This window comes from Streptomyces sp. NPDC018019 (assembly GCF_044327805.1).
Lineage (GTDB): Bacteria > Actinomycetota > Actinomycetes > Streptomycetales > Streptomycetaceae > Streptomyces.
Genome location: NZ_JBIRGD010000003.1, coordinates 50,912 through 68,284, shown reverse-complemented (window position 1 = coordinate 68,284; position 17,373 = coordinate 50,912). Strand labels below are relative to the sequence as shown.

At 74.7% G+C, this 17,373-nt stretch carries 13 protein-coding genes; 3 read left to right on the top strand and 10 right to left on the bottom strand.

All coding sequences use genetic code 11. The annotated features are described in order from the left end of the window. Positions 1-42: 42 nt before the first annotated feature. Positions 43-1,278 carry a DegT/DnrJ/EryC1/StrS family aminotransferase gene (locus ACH4FX_RS06100; protein WP_398475637.1) on the bottom strand — a complete coding sequence of 412 codons (1,236 nt, stop codon included), beginning with the start codon at positions 1,276-1,278 and terminating at the stop codon, positions 43-45. Positions 1,279-1,380: 102 nt separating this feature from the next. Beyond that, positions 1,381-2,640 (bottom strand): GNAT family N-acetyltransferase, encoded by a 1,260-nt coding sequence (locus tag ACH4FX_RS06095; RefSeq protein WP_398475635.1) that lies wholly within the window; start codon positions 2,638-2,640, stop codon positions 1,381-1,383. Positions 2,641-3,114: 474 nt separating this feature from the next. Here ACH4FX_RS06095 and ACH4FX_RS06090 point away from each other — a divergent pair, with 474 nt between their 5' ends. Next, complete coding sequence (locus tag ACH4FX_RS06090; RefSeq protein WP_398475633.1) at positions 3,115-3,426, top strand: hypothetical protein; 312 nt, start codon at positions 3,115-3,117, stop codon at positions 3,424-3,426. A gap of 92 nt (positions 3,427-3,518) precedes the next feature. Here ACH4FX_RS06090 and ACH4FX_RS06085 read toward each other — a convergent pair whose 3' ends face one another. Then, positions 3,519-5,603, bottom strand: coding sequence for a TerD family protein (locus ACH4FX_RS06085; protein WP_398476390.1), 2,085 nt, complete (start codon positions 5,601-5,603; stop codon positions 3,519-3,521). Positions 5,604-5,973: 370 nt separating this feature from the next. Between ACH4FX_RS06085 and ACH4FX_RS06080 the strand changes: the two genes are divergently transcribed. Beyond that, positions 5,974-7,575 carry an ABC-F family ATP-binding cassette domain-containing protein gene (locus ACH4FX_RS06080; RefSeq protein ID WP_398475631.1) on the top strand — a complete coding sequence of 534 codons (1,602 nt, stop codon included), beginning with the start codon at positions 5,974-5,976 and terminating at the stop codon, positions 7,573-7,575. A 47-nt stretch (positions 7,576-7,622) separates the two neighbouring features. Here the strand turns inward: ACH4FX_RS06080 and ACH4FX_RS06075 are convergent, their stop codons facing one another. From ACH4FX_RS06075 to ACH4FX_RS06055, 5 genes are all read right to left on the bottom strand, one after another. After that, positions 7,623-8,387 (bottom strand): class I SAM-dependent methyltransferase, encoded by a 765-nt coding sequence (locus ACH4FX_RS06075; RefSeq protein ID WP_398475629.1) that lies wholly within the window; start codon positions 8,385-8,387, stop codon positions 7,623-7,625. A 217-nt stretch (positions 8,388-8,604) separates the two neighbouring features. After that, positions 8,605-9,720 carry a PP2C family protein-serine/threonine phosphatase gene (locus tag ACH4FX_RS06070; protein WP_398475627.1) on the bottom strand — a complete coding sequence of 372 codons (1,116 nt, stop codon included), beginning with the start codon at positions 9,718-9,720 and terminating at the stop codon, positions 8,605-8,607. 123 nt (positions 9,721-9,843) lie between these two features. Continuing rightward, complete coding sequence (locus tag ACH4FX_RS06065; protein WP_398475625.1) at positions 9,844-10,902, bottom strand: ATP-binding protein; 1,059 nt, start codon at positions 10,900-10,902, stop codon at positions 9,844-9,846. A 194-nt stretch (positions 10,903-11,096) separates the two neighbouring features. After that, on the bottom strand, positions 11,097-13,418 hold the full coding sequence (locus ACH4FX_RS06060) for a LuxR C-terminal-related transcriptional regulator (RefSeq protein ID WP_398475623.1): 2,322 nt from the start codon (positions 13,416-13,418) through the stop codon (positions 11,097-11,099). A 213-nt stretch (positions 13,419-13,631) separates the two neighbouring features. Beyond that, on the bottom strand, positions 13,632-14,672 hold the full coding sequence (locus ACH4FX_RS06055; RefSeq protein WP_398475621.1) for a LacI family DNA-binding transcriptional regulator: 1,041 nt from the start codon (positions 14,670-14,672) through the stop codon (positions 13,632-13,634). A gap of 210 nt (positions 14,673-14,882) precedes the next feature. On the opposite strand from ACH4FX_RS06055, the gene ACH4FX_RS06050 reads away from it, so the two are divergent. Then, a complete protein-coding gene (locus tag ACH4FX_RS06050; protein WP_398475619.1) occupies positions 14,883-15,842 on the top strand; it encodes a carbon-nitrogen hydrolase in 960 nt (319 codons plus the stop codon). Positions 15,843-15,869: 27 nt separating this feature from the next. Here the strand turns inward: ACH4FX_RS06050 and ACH4FX_RS06045 are convergent, their stop codons facing one another. Further along, complete coding sequence (locus ACH4FX_RS06045; RefSeq protein WP_398475617.1) at positions 15,870-16,673, bottom strand: MerR family transcriptional regulator; 804 nt, start codon at positions 16,671-16,673, stop codon at positions 15,870-15,872. Further along, positions 16,666-17,202 carry a VOC family protein gene (locus ACH4FX_RS06040; RefSeq protein ID WP_398475616.1) on the bottom strand — a complete coding sequence of 179 codons (537 nt, stop codon included), beginning with the start codon at positions 17,200-17,202 and terminating at the stop codon, positions 16,666-16,668. Before ACH4FX_RS06040 ends, ACH4FX_RS06045 begins: the two co-directional genes overlap by 8 nt. Positions 17,203-17,373: the final 171 nt, after the last annotated feature.

Genomic DNA, 17,373 nt, shown 5'->3' with positions numbered 1-17,373 from the left:
CCTCGGAAGGGGCGCTCGTACGGAACGGGTCCTCGGTGCCGGTCAGCCGAGGACTTCACCGGCCACCCCGCGGAACCGCTCGGCGACCTCGGCGATCTCGTCGGTGCCGCTGAAGACGTTCACCCCGAAGTCGGCACCCAGGTAGGTGTCGGACAGCCCGACGGTCAGCGCCAGCGACCGGCTCAGCACGTCGTCGGTACGGGGCAGCGCGCCCGGCCGCCAGCCGTCCCGCCGCCACGCCTCGGCGGGCGGGCGGAAGGGGCAGGAGGAGCCGTCCGGGGCGGCCAGCGCGGGCAGTTCGGGCAGGCCGCCGTAGTAGTGCTTGGGCGAGTGCAGCAGCGTTTTGGTGCCCAGCCGTTTGGCGACGGCCTCCGCGTCGGCCCGCTCGTCGAAGACGTGGACGAGGACGGTCGCGCAGTCCCCCGCCGCGTCGTGCAGCGGGCGGCGTGCCATGCCGTCCCGTACCGGGATCTGCTCCAGCAGCCCGTCCCGCAGCTCCCGGGTGCGCGCCAGCACGGCGTCCAGCCGGCCGAGCTGGGCCCGCGCCACGGCCGCCGTCAGCTCCGTCATCCGCAGGTTGAGCCCCCACAGCCGGTCGCCGGGGCCGTCCTCGCGCCGGTACGGGAACCAGCCGTGGTCGTGGAAGCCGTACGCCCGCTGGAAGACCCGCTCGTCGGGGGTGAGCAGGAAGCCGCCGTCCCCGCCGGTGATCACCTTGAACATGTTGAGCGAGAAGGCGCCCGCCTGCCCGAACGTGCCCAGCGGCTGCCCCCGGTAGGTACCGCCGCACGCCTGCGCCGCGTCCTCCAGCATCAGCAGCCCGTACTCGTCCGCGATCCGCCGCAGCGCCGCCAGGTCGCAGGCCGCCCCGAGCATGTGCACCGGCATCAGCGCCCGGGTGCGGGGCGTGATCCGCTGCCGTACGTCGCCGGGGTCGAGGGTGAGCGAGGCGTCCACCTCGGCGAGCACCGGGGTGGCGCCGCTGTAGGCGAGGGCGGCCAGGCACGCGGTGTACAGGTAGCCGGGCACGATGACCTCGTCGCCGGGGCCGATGCCGAGCGCCGCGAGGGCCGTGAGCAGGGCGGACGTACCGCTGTTGACGGACAGGCAGTACGGGCTGCCCAGCCGGTGCGCCGCGGCCTGCTCGAACAGCCGGGTCTGGGTGAGGTCGCCCAGCGGGTAGGAGTGCGCGGCGGTGGTCCGCGACCAGACGTCCAGCACCTGCTCGACGTTGGCGCGCTCCTCGTCGCCGAAGAAGGCATAGCCGGGTCCGGGCATGGGGGCTCCTTGGGAACGGTGGATGGTGGGGGGCGGCCCGGTGGGCTTCGCCGCGCCGGGGCAGCCGTCGGTGTACGGGGCCGGGGCCGGGCGTCGCCGGGCTCAGAACGCCGTCGGACAGAACGGCGCCGGGTCGTGGCGGAAGGCGGCGGAGGCGGCGCGCAGCGCGCCCGGCCGCAGCTCCGTGACCCGGCCCGCGAGGGCGAGCTGGACCAGCGAACCGCCGCCGAGCAGCACCGCACCGACTTCGCGGGCGGTGAGCGCGAGGTCCGCCGCCGCGCCCGTCCGCGCGCACGCGGCACTGCCGCCGGGCCCGCCGGTGAGTCTCCAACGCCCTTCGTTCCACGGACACATGGCGTCCCGCACGTCCAGGACCACATCGACCGGCGCGCTGTACTCGCGGGCGGTCAGGGCCCGGTCCAGGTCCACGGCACGGGCGTAGAGCTGGTCGCGGACGGTCGGCGCGGCGCTGCGCGGGTCGTCCAGCAGGGCCAGCAGCGGATCGTCGACGGGGCGGGACGGCGCGCTGACGGTGCCCGCCAGATCGGTGTCCAGCAGCGACCGCCACACGAAGGCGTACGCGGCCGGGTCCCGCGCGAAGAGCTCCCGTACGGACAGTTCGTAGCGCGGCCGGGACCGCTCCCAGGCGGGCCGCAGCCGGTACAGCGCGTACCCGCGGGCCTCGCCGCCGGGGCCCGACGCCACCAGGCACAGCAGCCGCCCCGCACCGTGCCGGTCCGCCGGCTCGTCCTCGACGGCACGGCGCCACCAGGCGGCGTCCCGCCGCAGCAGGCCGGGGCGCTGGGGCAGACAGGCGTCGTAGACGGCGGTGACGGCGGCGTGGGCGTCCTCGGGCGAGGTGACGTCCAGCGTCAGCCCGCCGGTGTCCGGAGCTTCCGCGAACGCCCGTGCCTCGGGCGGCACGGACAACCCGACGACCTGGGAGGCGAGCCCGAAGCCGAACCGCCCGTAGATCCCCGGCTCGGTCGAGTGCAGCACCGCGACCGGCTCGCCCCGCTCCTCGTGCAGCGCGGTCAGCGCCCGCCGCAGCAGCTCCCGCATCAGACCGCGCCGGCGGTGCTGCGGGGCCACCGCGACGTACCCGATGCCGGCCACCGGGGCCGGGCCGCCGGGCAGCGTCATGTCCAGCGCGTAGCCGGCGAGGGTGGCACAGGGGCGGCCGCCGAGACACGCGACCAGGGAGCGCTTGGGCTCGAAGAGCGCGCCGACCACGGCGCTGTGGGCCGGGGAGTGCGGACGGCCGCCGTAGGCCAGTCCGATGACCGCGCCGAGTTCCGCCCATTCCGCGGCGGCCCGGAATTCATACCCCGTATCCGTCCTCGTTTCCTTCGGCGCTGCCACATCCCACTCCCAAGCCCGTCATCGGCCTCGTGCCGGGGAAACGGTGCGTACGAGCGCGGCGCTAAAGGTCGTCGGCGTTCGACACAGAGGCCGTATCGGCTGCTCCGGTGCGGCGGGAACGCCGCGGTACCGGAGAGATCCATGTCGCGAGGCCCGGATCGCGAATTGCTCATGCGTCGATGGTGCCGGGGCCGCCGGAAAAGGCTGCGTACAAGGTTTACGAGGCCGCCGGAGCCTGTCAACCCTCCCGAAAAAAAGAATCATGGCGCCCGCCGGCCGCCCCGGTTACGCCCGCTCCGGGCACCGGTCAACCCTCTATTCCGGCCACCGGACCGCGGTCGGCGGGCACTCCCCACATCAGGCCAACTGTGTCGAACGGTCTTGCTAACGGCTGAGTTCCGGGCACAGACTGCCAAGGCCGCCGATCAGTGGATCGCCGGTCCGCATTCCTTCGAGGACCGACAGGAGCAAGCAATGCAGAACGGCAAGTTCCTTTCCGGCAGGACCGCCCCCGGCGAAGGCTGGCAGAACTATCCCGACCGCAATGGTGACGGCGTTTACATCGACGTCGACACGAGCGCGGGCGGTTTCACCGAAACCCCCGCCTATATCGCGGCTCTCACCGGCGACGACCGCATGTGGATGACCACCGGCGGAAACACCGTCTACAAAGCCACCCCCACCGGCTTCCGCATCTACGTCCGCCGCGTCGACCGCCAGCCCATCGACCCCGAGTACGCCGCCAAGAACGGCTGGCACATCGCCTGGATCGCCGCCGAGGTCTGACCCGCCCCGCACGGTGTCCCCCACCCCGCCGGTCTTCGCAGCGACCCCGCGAAGACCGGCGACGCGCGCCGGGCGGCTCCACCCCCCGCCCCTCAGTCCACGGCGGCCGCCTCCGCCGCCGCGGCGCGCCGCGCCGGCCGGCGCTCCGGACCGCCGGACTGCGTGAGAGGGGCGACGACGCTCGCGTAGAAGCGGTCCACGGCCTCGTCGACACTGCGGATGAAGCCCGACTCGGCGTTGCCGCGGGTGCTGCCCATGCTCTTGAAGAGGGAGAGCCGGAAGCCGGTGATCGCCGCGCCGTCCTTGGGCAGCAGGTCGCCCGGTTCCGGACGCAGCCGTTCCAGAGTGCCGCGCGGACCCCGGGCGCCCTCCACCAGCGACTCCACGTGCAGGTCCGCCGGTGCCTCGGCGAGCTGCCGGACCAGGCGCTTGACCCAGCTGAGCGGATACCCCTGCTCGGGGGCCGGGATCTCGATGGAGGTGCGCAGCTTCCCGGTGCGCAGGTCCGCGGTGATCGCCAGGATGCCGGGCGTGGTGTCGATGCGCAGTTCGGCGGTCAGGCGGCCTTCCTCGCAGAGCCGGTCGGCGAGCACGGCGCGGCGGCTCGCCTGGTCGGTGCCGCGCCTGGCGCGCTGTACGGGCAGCACCTTCTGGCCCAGTTCCCCGCCGAGCCGCAGGCAGACCTGGCGGATCAGCCGTTCCCAGCTCTCGACGACGGCCACGGCGCGCTCGTCGCCCTGGCAGAGCGTGTCCGTGTCGATGCCGTTGCGGACCGGGACCCACGCCGGGCCCATGTTCTGGAAGCCGTGGCAGCCGGAGTTCTCGTGCTGGAGGTAGTGCAGCAGCTCCTGGAGCAGCCAGGCGTGCGCCGCGTCGCCCACGCCCTCGTGCCGGATCAGCAGCTGTGCCTGGTGCGCCACCTCGGCCCAGGACAGGTGCCACAGCGACACCTTGTGCTTGCGGCGCCCGTCGGTCTTCACCTCGACCAGCGGACTGCCCTCCAGGGCCACGTCGTTGGAGAGCGTGATCACGGCCTCGTAGCCGCGCCGGGCCGCGATGTCCATGTAGTCCTGGACCTGTTCGGACTTCAGGGGGTTGCCGTTGGTCTTCGTCTCGACCAGCGCGGTCCACAGCTTGCCCGCCCGCTCCACACGGATCACCCCGTCCGGGCGCCGGGGCGACTCCCCGTTCGGCAGGGTGACCTCGGTGAACGTCTGCATCCGGCCGGCCGGCGCGCCGAAGGCCGCGGTGAGCCGCCGGCCGAACTCCGGGACCTGCGCCATCACCGCGAGCAGCACCGAGGCCGCGCGCATCTCGCGCTCCCGGTCGCTCTTGAGCGTGGGCGCCGGGAAGAGCCGGGCCTGCCGCCAGGAGTCGTTCTCGGCGAGCGACTTCTTCGCCACCTTGGGCAGGGTGACCTTCTTCTTCGCCGTACGCGGGCCACGGGAGCGGCGTACCGGGGCGGGTTCCGGCGCGGGCCGCTGGGCGGGTACGGCGGCCGGCGGCCCGGCCGCCGGTGCGGGGAGCACCACCGGAGCGGGCGCCACCGGCGTCTCCACCACCACCGTCCCGGCCTGCGGCACGGGCGCCGGCGGGGCCGCCGCCTGCGGTTCCGTCTCGTCCGGCGGCACCGGATCGTCCTCTTCGTCCACGGTGATGCCGAAGTCCGTGGCCAGCCCCGCGAGACCCGTCTCGTAACCCTGGCCGACGGCGCGGAACTTCCACTCCCCGCCCCGCCGGTACAGCTCGCCGAAGATGAACGCGCTCTCCGCCCCGGCATCGGTGATGGAGAACCCCAGCAGCGGCTCGCCCGTCCGGTCGGCCACCGTCACCCGCAGGTCGTCCAGCTGCCCGAAGCGCGCCGAACCGTACTGGCTGGCCGCCACCACCAGACGCTCGACATCGGCCGGTACGGCGGTCAGGTCGATACCGACCCGGTCCTCGCTGCCGTTGGCCGTCGGCGTCTTGCCGAGTAACTGCACGCTGCCGTCGGCGGCGGCCGGATTGTTGTAGAAGAAGAAGTCGGCGTCGCCGCGCACCTTGCCGTCGGCACCGAGCAGCAGGATGGAGACGTCCGCGTCCCCGTCCCCCGACGCGCTGCTCCAGCTCAGGCTCACCACCAGTGAACCGGTGTCCTCGCTCAGGGCGGCCAGACCGACGTTGCCACCCTTGACCATCTCGTGCATGGGGCCCCACAAATGCCGCCGCACCGAGGGGCACCGCACACCCGGCGGGCTGCTCTGTGGTGACCTGCGATGCAGCACAACTCAGTGTGTACGCCGCGAACCTCAGCCCCGTATCAGGCGTTTCGGGGAGGCGCCGGGACCGGTGGATGTCCGGATCTTCCGGGCCCCGCACAACCTCCGGACGTCGGGGTCCGTTTTCCCGCCGGAACGGAATGCCGCGCCGGGGCCCCGCCATAATCCGCGTGCGTTCCGCCGTCCCGCCCTTTACCCTCGGCAGCATGTCGACACCCCGGATTTCCTAGCTCGGACACCCGCTTCCACGCCACCCGTGTGTCCTTGAGCTGTTCCGGAGTGTTTTTCCATGATTACCGTTCGTGGTGCCGACGTGCGCGTCGGCGCCCGGCTCCTGCTGTCCGGCGTTTCCTTCCATGTCGCTCCCGGTGACCGGATCGGCCTGGTCGGCCGCAACGGCGCGGGCAAGTCGACGCTGCTCGACGTCCTGGCGGGGCGGGTGCGGCCCGCTGCCGGGGATGTGGTCCGCACGGGAAGTGTCGGGCACCTGTCGCAGGATTCCCGGGCGGCCGATCCGGCCGTCACCGTCTCCGACCGGATTCTTTCCGCGCGTGGTCTGGACCGGGCCGTACGAGAGCTGCACCGCGCCGCCGAGGCGCTCGGCGCGGCCGTCGGGGCGCCCGCGCAGGAGAAGGCGATGGCCGCTTACGCGCGGGCCGAGGACGCCTTCCAGGCGCGTGGCGGATACGCGGCCGAGGCCGAGGCGGCGCGGGTCGCGGCCGGGGTGGGGCTGCCCGAACGGGTGCTGCACCAGCCGGTGGGCGGGCTGTCGGGCGGCCAGCGGCGGCGGGTGGAACTGGCCCGCATCCTGTTCGCCGGGCACGGCACGCTGCTGCTGGACGAGCCGACCAACCACCTCGACGCCGACTCGGTCGCCTGGCTGCGCGGCTTCCTCGCCGCCCACCAGGGCGGACTGGTGGTGATCAGCCATGACACCGGGCTGCTCGCCGACACCGTCAACCGGGTGTTTCACGTGGAACCGGCACGTGCCGCCCTCGACGTACACAACACCGGGTGGCACACCTACCTCGCCCAGCGCGCGGCCGACGAGCGGCGCCGGGCGCGGGAACGCGCGAACGCCGAGCGGAAGGCGGCGGCGCTGCACAGCCAGGCCGACAAGATGCGCGCGCATGTCGCGACGGCCGTCTCCGCGAAGAACATGGCCCGCCGCGCGGACCGGCTGCTCGCCGGGCTGGAGCCGGTCCGCCGCGCCGAGAAGACCGCGCGCATCCGGCTGCCCGAGCCCGCGCCGTGCGGCCGGGTGCCGCTGGGCGCGGTGAGTCTGGCCAAGGCCTACGGCGGCCACCAGGTGCTCGACGGTGTCGATCTGGCCGTGGACCGGGGGAGCCGGCTGGTCGTACTGGGCCTCAACGGGGCCGGGAAGACGACCCTGCTGCGGCTGCTGGCCGGGCGGGAGACCCCCGACGCGGGGCGCGTGGTGGCCGGGCACGGCCTGCGGCTGGGCTACTTCGCGCAGGAACACGACACGCTGGACCCGTCCCGTACGGTCCGGGAGAACCTGGCCGCCGCCGCGCCGCACCTGACCGACGGCGAGGCCCGGCACGTCCTCGGCTCGTTCCTCTTCTCCGGGGACGACGCGGACAAGCCGGTGCGGGTGCTGTCCGGCGGGGAGAAGACCCGGCTGGCGCTGGCCGGCCTGGTCCACTCGCGCGCCAACGTGCTGCTCCTGGACGAGCCGACCAACCACCTCGACCCGGCCTCCCGGGACGAGGTGCTGGCCGCCGTCGGCGCCTACCCCGGCGCGATCGTGCTGGTCAGCCATGACCCGGGCGCCGTCGAAGCGCTCCGCCCGGACCGGGTGCTGGTGCTGCCGGACGGTACGGAGGACCTGTGGGGCCGGGAGTACGCGGAGCTGGTCGAGCTGGCCTGACGGGGTACGGGATGCCACGGCCCCCGTACCCCGTCAGGGCCCGTCCCTCAGGCGGACTTGCGGGCCTCGATGAGGAACCGGGTGGAGTGAGCCACGAACGGCCCCTCCGCCCGGATCTTCGCGTCCAGCTCGCGCAGCCGGTCGCGGTGGGCGTCCACCGTGAAGCCCGGCACCATCCAGATCACCTTGCGCAGGAAGTAGATCACCGCGCCGATGTCGAAGAACTCCATGCGCAGCGACTCGGCGCGCAGGTCGGCGATCTCCAGGCCCGCCGCCTCGGCGTCCCGGCGCTCGTCGTCGGGGTGGCGCCGGCGCCGCACCTCCTCGGGCTGCGGGCCGAGGAAGTACTCGACCAGCTCGAAGACGCTGGCCGGACCGACGTGCTGGGCGAAGTACGTGCCGCCGGGACGCAGTACCCGGGCGATCTCCGTCCACCACACGGTGGCCGGATGGCGGCTGGTGACGAGGTCGAAGGCGCCGTCGGCGAACGGCAGCGGCGGCTCGTCCGGGTCGGCGACGACGACCGCGCCGAGCGGGTGCAGCAGCGCGGTCGCCTTGGCGACGTTCGGGGGCCAGGACTCGGTGGCCGCCATGACCGGCGGCAACGGCCCGGCACCCGCCAGGACTTCACCGCCGCCGGTCTGGATGTCCAGCGCGGCGTGGGCCCCCGCCAGCCGGGCGCCCAGGGAACGCTGGTAGCCCCAGGAGGGGCGCTGCTCGGTGGCCCGGCCGTCCAGCCAGGAGAAGTCCCAGCCGTCTACGGAGACGGACTCCGCCTCGGCCACCAGGTCGTCGAAGGAACGTGTGGTCATGCGGGGATCGTCTCAGGGCGCGTTGGTGATTGCTACCTGTTTAGACGGGTTTGTACTAGGCGGCCGCTGCGGCCGTGGCACCTGCGCGGCGGGCACCGCGCGTTGCCGACCGGGGCCATGCGCTCGGTGCTGCGCACCGCTGCCGCGCTCCATGCCGGCGCCCGCGACGGCCGCCCGTCGGCACGCCGGTCCGGCGAGTCATCGGTCCGGCGGGCCGTCAGCCCGGTGGCCCCCCGGGTGCGGGCGGCCGGATGAGCAGCAGCATCGCGTCGTCGCGTACCGACGCGCCGCGGTGCCGGGCGAGGTCGTCCTCCAGGGTGTCCAGCACCCGGGCCGGTTCCAGTACGGACAGCGCCGTCACCCGCTCCGCCAGCGGGAAGAACTCGCCGTCCTGATTGCGGCATTCGGCCACGCCGTCCGTGCACAGCACCAGCCAGTCGCCTGCCTGTGGCCGGACCACCGCGGTCGGGCACCGGTCGTCGACCAGGCGGAGCAGCCCGAGCGGCGGCGCCGGGTCGAGCCCGGCGAGCCAGGTGGCGCGGCCCCGGCGTACGAGCAGCGGCGGCGGGTGGCCGCAGCTGAGCACCTCCATGCGGCCGTCCCCGCCGACGTTCAGCAGCAGGGCGGTCACGAAGCCGTCGTCGCGGTGGATACGGGTCACGGCCGTGTCCAGCCGCAGCGCGATGCCCGCCAGACTCGCCTCGTGGTGGGCCAGTTCGCGCCAGATGTGCAGAGTCTCGGCCGCCACCGAGACCACGTCCAGGCCCTTGCCGGAGACGTCGCCGATGAGCAGCCGGACACCGAAGCGGGTGCGCTCGGCCCCGCAGATGTCACCGCCGACCGTGGCACCGGGCGTCGCGGCGACGAAGCGCGCGTCCAGCCGCACGCCGTCGACCGACTCCGGCAGCCGGGGCAGCACCGCCGCCTGGGTCACCCGGGCCAGCTGCCCGAGGTCGTCGATCCGGGCGGCCTGGCGGCGGTGCCGGGCCGCCGCCCGGGCGGTCAGCGCGGTGGCCGCGAGCACCCCGGCCGCCGCGGCCAGGACGAGCTGCGCCGGCCCGCCCCAGCCGAGGACGGGCACGCCCGCCAGCGCGGCGGCCCCCGCCGCGCGCACCCGGGACGCGCTGGGGCGGCCGAGCGCGGGGAGGGCGGCGGCAGCGGGCAGCAGGTAGAGGAAGGCGAGGGGGAGTCCGAGGAGGTGGCCGAGGGCGACGCAGAGCGCCACGACGGCGAGCGGAAACGTTCCGCGCAGCGGCCGGGGAAGGTGGTCGAGGGGAGCTGCGGCCGGCACACGGCGCGCGGCGCCCGTCCCGGCCAGGGGTAGCTGCGGCATCGGGGAAACCTGTCCGCGGGGCGACACCTGGAGCGCTCCAGCGTAACCAGGGCACGACGCAGCGTGAGGCGGAACCCCGGTAAACGCCGTGCCGGTCTTGACGGCCGCCCGGTCGCGGACCCGTCAGGTGTGCCGGAGCGACCACTCCAGACAGCGCCGCAGCAGTTCCCGCTCCTCGCCGAGCTCGACCAGCCACTGCCTGCCGTACGCACGGGTGCCGCGCAGCATGCGGAAGAGGGAGGCCGCCGGCCCTGGGACGGGCTCCGCCCCCGCTTCCGGCAGGACCAGCGCCTGACGGGCCAGCCCCGCGAAGGCCGTGGCCAGCGCCTCCGGCGGCAGCCGTTCGTCCCCGCACACCTCACCGGCGTCGTGCCGTGTGAAGGCGGCCGGGAAGACGCTGCATCGGGCCCACAGCAGGCGCTCCAGCGGCGTACAGATCTGGAGGCTCCAGCGCAGCGAACCGCGCAGGGTGCGCTGCCGTTCGGGCAGGCCGGGCAGCGGCGCGGGCAGGTCGAGGACGAATTCCGGCTGGGAGAGGCAGGACAGCAGGTCCGCCGGGGTGCGCCGGGTCAGCTGCGCCGCCGCGGCCCGGACGGCGAGCGGCAGCCCGTCCAGCAGGCCGCAGATCTCGCGGGCGGGGCCGGGGGCCACGTCCCCGGCGCCGGACCGGCGGGCGTCCGTGCGGAACAGGGTGGTGGCCGCGCCGATCGGGAGCGGGCGCAGCGGGAACACGGCGCCTCCCGAGGGGGCCGGTGCGCTGCGGCTGGTGGCCAGGAGATGGAGGCCGGGGCAGGCCCGCACGAGCCGCGCGAACACCTCGGCGCAGGGCTCGGCGAGCCGCTCGCAGGTGTCCACGACCAGGAGGACCCGCCGTGTGCCCACCGCCTGGGCCAGGGCGTCGAGTTGCGGGCGGGCGGGGTCGCCGTCGAGCCGGAGGGCGCGCGCGAGACGGTGCGGCAGCAGGCCGGGATCGTTCAGCGTGGCCAGGTCGCCGGAGCCGGTGGCGGCCCACCGGCCGCCCGCCAGCCGGTACGCGACCTCGGCGGCCAGCGCGCTCTTGCCGACGCAGCCCGGACCGAACACCGTCACCAGGCGCTCGGACCCCAGCAGCGTTCCGAGTTCGCCGGCCGCCGCGGCCCGGCCGGTCAGACCGGCCGGCTGGTGGTGGCGGGACTTCTGCATGTACCGCCTCCACGGTGGATTCCGGCGTACGTCGGTACGCTGGGACCGCCAGCCTGGAACGGCCGGGACCGTACGGGCATCGGTAGCCGCGCGGAATCGGTATACCTAGGTGCGGTGTGCGCCCGTGCGGAGGCGGTACGGCGCGCGCGGCGCCGGGCCGCGGGCGCCCCTGCGCGCGCGGTGGCACCACCCCGTCACCCTCCGCCGGTCAGCAGGGTTTTCACCTGGGCCCGCGACGAGTAGCCCAGCTTGGCGAAGATGTGTTCGACGTGGGCGTCCACGGTGCGTTTGGAGATCACGAGCCGTTCGGCGATCTCGCGGTTGGACAGGCCGGCGGCCACCAGTTCCGCGACCTCGTGCTCGCGCCGGGTCAGTGCGCCGGGTACGGGCGCGTGGCGGGCCGAGAGCGCCCGTACCCGGGGTGTGCCGGGCGCAGCGGCCCCGTCTCCGTCCGCTGCGCCGTCCTCGACGGCATACCGGACGGCCTCGGCGAGCGAGAACGCCGCCCCCTCCGCGAAGAGCGCGGCGTACCGCCGGGTGCCCAGCGCCGAACGGGCCTGCTGCTCGTACTGGTCGTGCAGGGCCTGCAACCGGGTGTTCCCGACCATCGGATGCGGCCCGACCCGCTGCCACAGCGCGGCGGTGGCGCCGAAGAGCCGGGCCGCCCGCCGGGCCCGGCCCGCGTCGGCCGCGAGCCAGGCGAGCAGTTCGGCCGCGGCCGCCACGCCGAGCGCGTCCTCCAGACAGCCCTTCAGACGTACGGCGCGGCGCAGCGCGTCCGCCGCCTCGGCGGGCGCGCCCAGCATCATGTGCGCGAGGCCGCACGTGGACAGCTGCGAGCCCTGGACGTAGCACTCCCCGCTGCCCCCGCCGAGCAGGCGCAGGGTGGTGCGCGCGGCGCCGAGCGACGCGGCGGGCTCACCGGCGAGGAGGTGGGCGAAGCTCAGGTGCAGGGCGGCGATGCGTTCGCCCACGCGGTCCCCGGCCCGGCGCATCAGCGTGCCGGCGGCCCGGACACGGGACGGCCCCTGTGCGGGTCCGTGGCCGTGGAAGTGCGCGGCGGAGGCGGCGAGCGCGGCCCACGCGGCGGCGCGGGCGTCGCCGAGGCGGTCCGCGGTGGCGGCGGCCTCGGCGGCGAGGGCCGAGGCACCGGCCCGGTCGCCCTGGTGGCCGGTGAACATCGAGTACCAGGCGAGCGTGATGACGCGGTCCTGGGAGGGTTCGCGCCGGCGCCGCAGCGCCTTGGACATCCAGGCGGTGGCCTCGGCCGGCTGCCCGGCGCACAGCCAGTAGGCCCACATGACGGCGGTCAGGCTCAGCAGCTCGCCCTCGGCCAGCGCGTATTCGAGGGCGGCGGACAGGTTCTGCCGCTCCGCGGTCAGCGCCCGGTAGCGGGTGAGCTGCCGCGTGGAGGCGAAGTCGGCCGCGAACGCGCGGAGCCGGGCGCGGTAGTGGGCCAGGTGGCGCCGCCGGAACGGCCCGGTCCCGCCGTACTCGCGCAGCCGCTCGGCACCGTACTCGCGCAGGGTGTTCAGCAGCCGGTAGCGGTCGCCGCGCTCGTCCGGGCGCTGTACGACCGACTTCTCGGCGAGTCCGGCCAGCCGGTCCAGGACGGTGCGCGCGGGCAGCCGGGCGTCCGGGGTCACCGCGCCGGCGGCGGCGAGGTCGAAGGACCCGGCGAAGACGGACAGCCGGGCCCACAGCAGCCGTTCGGCGGGCGTGCACAGCTCGTGGCTCCAGTCCACGGCCGCCCGCAGCGACCGGTGCCGCGGCACGGGCGCCGGTCGGCCGGGGCCGAGCAGCGCGAAGGTGTCGCCGGACCGGACCGGGAGCCGGTCGAACGGCAGCGACCGCAGCCGGACGGCCGCCAGCTCGATGGCGAGCGGCAGGCCGTCCAGGCGGTGGCAGAGCGCGACCGCCTGCGCGCGGTTGCCGTCGGTCAGCGTGAAGCCTGGCGCGACGGCGGCGGCCCGCTGGACGAGCAGGGCCAGCGCGTCACCGTCGTCCGGCTCGCCGGCCACCGGGAGGGGCAACGGCGGTACGGGCAGGACGTGTTCGCCCGGCGCGTCGAGGGCCTGCCGGCTGGTGGCCAGGACCGTCAGGCCGGGGGCCTGGGACAGCAGCAGGCCGGCCAGCGCGGCGCAGCCGTCGCGCACATGCTCGCAGGTGTCCAGGACCAGCAGCAGTTCGCGCTCGGCCAGGTACGCGGTCAGCGCGTCGAGCGGCGGCCGGCCGGGCAGCCCGGCCGCGTCGGCCACCGCCTGCGGCAGCAGCTCCGGGTCCCGCAGTCCGGACAGTTCGACGAGGCGGACGCCGCACGCGTAACCGTCGGCCGCCCGTGCCGCGGCCCGCAGGGCCAGCCGGGTCTTGCCGACACCGGCGGGGCCCAGCACCGTCACCAGCCGGGCCCGCCCCAGCAGGCGTTCGGCGCAGGCCAGTTCGGCCGTCCGGCCGACGAAACCCGTCACCTCGGCGGGGAGCCTCCCGCCACACGGCCGGACCGGACCGAACGCCATGAGCATCACCGTCCATGCGAGAGGGCCTTAAGGTAGCGGCATCCGCGCGGCCGGCACGGCGGGAGCACGACGGGTTCACGATCAGCCGGGTCGCGGCGCAATGTGACGCCCTTGTACCCGCAAGGCGCTCCGATACGACCGGTTACGGCCGGGTTGTGACCGGTGCGGTGGCGCGTCGTGCAGGGCGTGCCCTGGGCCTCCGGGGCCGGGGCGTCACACGGGCCGGACGGTGGACGCGCCCGGCTCCGCCGCTCCGTCCGGTCGGGTGGAGGCCCGTACCCGCAGCGACCAGTCGTGATGGCGGACGGTCTGCGGCGTGGCGCGCCCGGCCAGGATGTCGCAGAGCAGCGCCGCACAGGCCCGCCCGTACGCGTCCGGGCGCAGGTCGATCGCCGTGACGGGCGGTGCGCAGCCGCGCAGGGCCGCGCTGTCCACGCAGGACGCGACGAGCAGGTCCCGCCCGGCGGTGCGGCCGAGTCCGGCGGCGGCCCGCAGCACGCCGGCGGCGGCCCCGTCGGGCGCGCACAGCACCGCGTCGACGGCCGGATCGTCCGCCAGCAGGTCCACGGTGGCCCGGGCCGCCTCGTCCGCGGTGGCCGCGAACGGCACGGTCCGTACGGGGACGCCGCTCCCGTGCGCACAGCCCCAGGCGTCCGCCGTCTCCCGCAGCGCGGTGGCCCAGGCGGAGCTGCCGGCGGGCGCGAGCAGGGCCGGGCGCCGGGCGCCGGCCGCGCGCACATGGTCCAGCAGCGCGGTCAGCGAGGCGGCGTTGTCGCAGACCACCGCCCCGGCCGGGGCGGTCGCCGGACCGAGGTAGCGCTCGCCGGTGACGACCGGCACACCCGCGTCGAGCAGTACGGGCACCGCGTCGTCGGCGGCCTCGGGATCGATCACCAGCAGGCCGTCCACGCGCGAGGCGAGCCGCCCGGCGGCCCCGCTGTCCGGGGCCAGCAGCACCACGTCCAGGCCGTCCTCCTGGGCGCGGGTCACCACCCCGAAGGCGAGCGTCATGTAGTAGTCCAGCCGGGTCGCGGTGCGCGGCAGGTGCAGGCCGAGCGCGCCGGTGCTGGCCCGGCGGAGCCGGCGGGCGGCGCTGTTGGGCCGGTAGCCGAGCCGGTCGGCGGCGTCGCGGACCCGGCGACGGGTCTCCTCCGCCACCCGGCCGGACCCCTGGAGCGCGTCGGAGACGGTGCTCTTGGAGACCCCGGCGGCCCGTGCGACGTCGAGCAGGGTCACGGTGCGGCGGCTGGTCACGGGGCGCAAGTCTAGACGTACGGGGACGGGGCCGACCGGGGCGCCCGCAGGGCCGGATCGTTCCGGCACATGCGCCGTGGCGGCTGCGGTCACGCGCCCGATACCTCTTGCCGGAACGTTCCGGCGCTCGTAGATTGCTCTTCTGCCGGAACGTTCCGGCACGGCTCATGCCCTCGCGTCCCCCTGCCCTTCCGCACCCAGGGAGCCCCCATGCGTGTGATCACGGCCCTCACCCCGCCCGCCTCGCCGGCCCGCACCCGCCCGGCCCGGCGCGCGCCGCTGCGCGTCGCCCTCGTCCAGCAGCGCTGGCACCGGGACCCCGACGAGCACCGAGCCGCCCTCAAGGAGGGCATCCGCCTGGCCGCCGCCGAAGGCGCCCGCGTCGTCTGCCTCCAGGAGCTGACCCTCTCCCCGTACTTCGCGGTGGTCCGCAAGGCCGACCACCCCGAGCCCGCCGAAGCGGAGGACCTGCGCACCGGTCCCACCGTCGCCTTCGCCGCCGAAGCGGCCCGCGAGTACGGCGTCCACGTGCACGCGTCCCTCTACGAGCGGGCGGACCCCGCCCCCGGCCCCGACGGCACCGTGACGCCCGACGGCCTCGGCTACAACACGGCCGTCCTGGTCGCCCCGGACGGCACCCTCGCGGCCCGTACGCGCAAGACGCACATCCCCGTGACCGAGGGCTACTACGAGGACCACTGGTTCCGCCCCGGCCCGGCCGGTCCCGACGCCTTCCCCGTGCACACCGTCGAGGACGCCGCCTTCGGCCTGCCCACCTGCTGGGACCAGTGGTTCCCCGAACTGGCCCGCGCCTACGCGCTGGCCGGTGCCGACGTCCTGGTCTACCCGACCGCCATCGGCTCCGAGCCGGGCCACCCGGGCTTCGACACCCAGCCGCTGTGGCAGAAGGTGATCACCGGCAACGCCATCGCCAACGCCACCTTCATGATCGTGCCGAACCGCATCGGCACCGAGGGCCCGCTCACCTTCTACGGCAGCTCTTTCATCGTCGACCCGTACGGCCGCGTCCTGGCCCAGGCGCCCCGCGACGAACCCGCCGTCCTGGTGGCCGACCTCGATCTGGACGCCCGCCGCGACTGGCTGGAACTCTTCCCGTTCCTGACCACGCGCCGCCCGGACGCGTACGGGCCGCTGACGGCGACGGGCTGATGGGGCGGACCGGCCCGGGAGCGCGCTCTACTGCCAGGTCGCGGTGTCGGGGTCGATGCCGTGGGCGCGTGCGTCGGCGTCGATGATCCGGCGGAACCACGCGGCAAGGCCCGCGCGGATGCCGTCGTAGTGGGCGGCGAATTCCGGATCGGCCTCGTACCTGCGGCCGAGACAGACCTGCATCTGCCTGGTGAGCGGAAAGTACGCGGCGAAAACCTCGCGGTGCCGCTCGACGAGGTGACGCGCCTCCGGGCTGCCGGGTGTGACGCCGGCGTCCATCGCCTCCCCGAGGGCGCGTTCGAAGCCGGTCATGGCGTCGGCGATGTCCTGCCATTCCTCCGGGGTGCGCGAGGCCGAGCGCTCGGCGTACTGCCGCCACTGCACCGTGTCCCCGTAGCGCTGACGGGCTTGGGCGGGCCAGTCCGGGTCCCACTGCGGGCCGAAGATCGCGGCCTGCTGCTCGGCGGTCAGCAGCAGGCCGCGCTCATGGGCGTCGATCATCCGGTCCAGTCCGGCGCTGAGCTGCTGGAGGCGGTCGATCCGTTCGGCGACTTGCTTGCGCTGGGCGCGCAAGGCGCCGGGCACGTCCGCGGTCGAGTCGTCCAAGACGTCCCGGATCCGGTCCAGGCCGAGACCGATCTCGCGGTAGACGACGATGCGGTGCAGGCGTTCCAGATCACCGGCCGTGTAGAGCCGGTATCCGGCAGCCGTGCGCAGCGACGGTCGCGCCAGGCCGATCTGGTCCCAGTGGTGCAGCGCGCGGACGGTCACGCCCAGACGCGCCGAGACCTGACCGACGGTCAGGCCATCGGCGTCTGTTTCCTCAGGCATGCGCCTCATTGTCGCCGTGACCGGCGTCCGGTGGGGTGATCCCGACGGCTGCCAGGTTCCGTGCTTCCTGGCTGTCCGGGTCGAAGGGCTTCGCCGCGGTGAAGACGATCCGGGCGTTCTCGGGAGTGATCACCTCCACGTCGCGGGTGTTCCAGGGAGTGTCCCGCGGGCCCTCGACCGAGCCCGGGCGCACCGCACGACAGGCCTCGACAAGGGAATCGACCTGGCCGAGCACGCACGCGAAACCGAAGCTCATCGCCGGCGCCTGCTCCGGAACGTTCCCTTCCGAGACGAGGAGTACGTCCTGGAACGCCCACCGGCGCAGATGTACCAGCGTGCCGGGGATGCTGAACAGTTCGAAGAATCCGAGTCCGCGAACCCAGAAGTCCACCGACGCCGCCAGGTCGTTCGTGGGGATCGTCACGAACGCGGGCATCCCGTAGATGCCGCGGAACGGCTCCGGCGGAACGGCGTCCGGGCCGGGAGCGGGGACAGGGCTCATCTCGAAAGCGTGGTAGTAGTCGCTCATGCGCCTCACCCTTCAGCCTCACGCAACGTAAGGGTCAAGCCGAATCCGAAGCTCGCCGCGAGGGCTTGTGATGCGTGCTCGACGGGAGGCGGGGGAGGCGATGGCGGCGGGGGAGCCGATGGTGGCGGGGGACGCGCCAGGACCGGGTGAGTGGTCCGCCGTGGGCGGTCC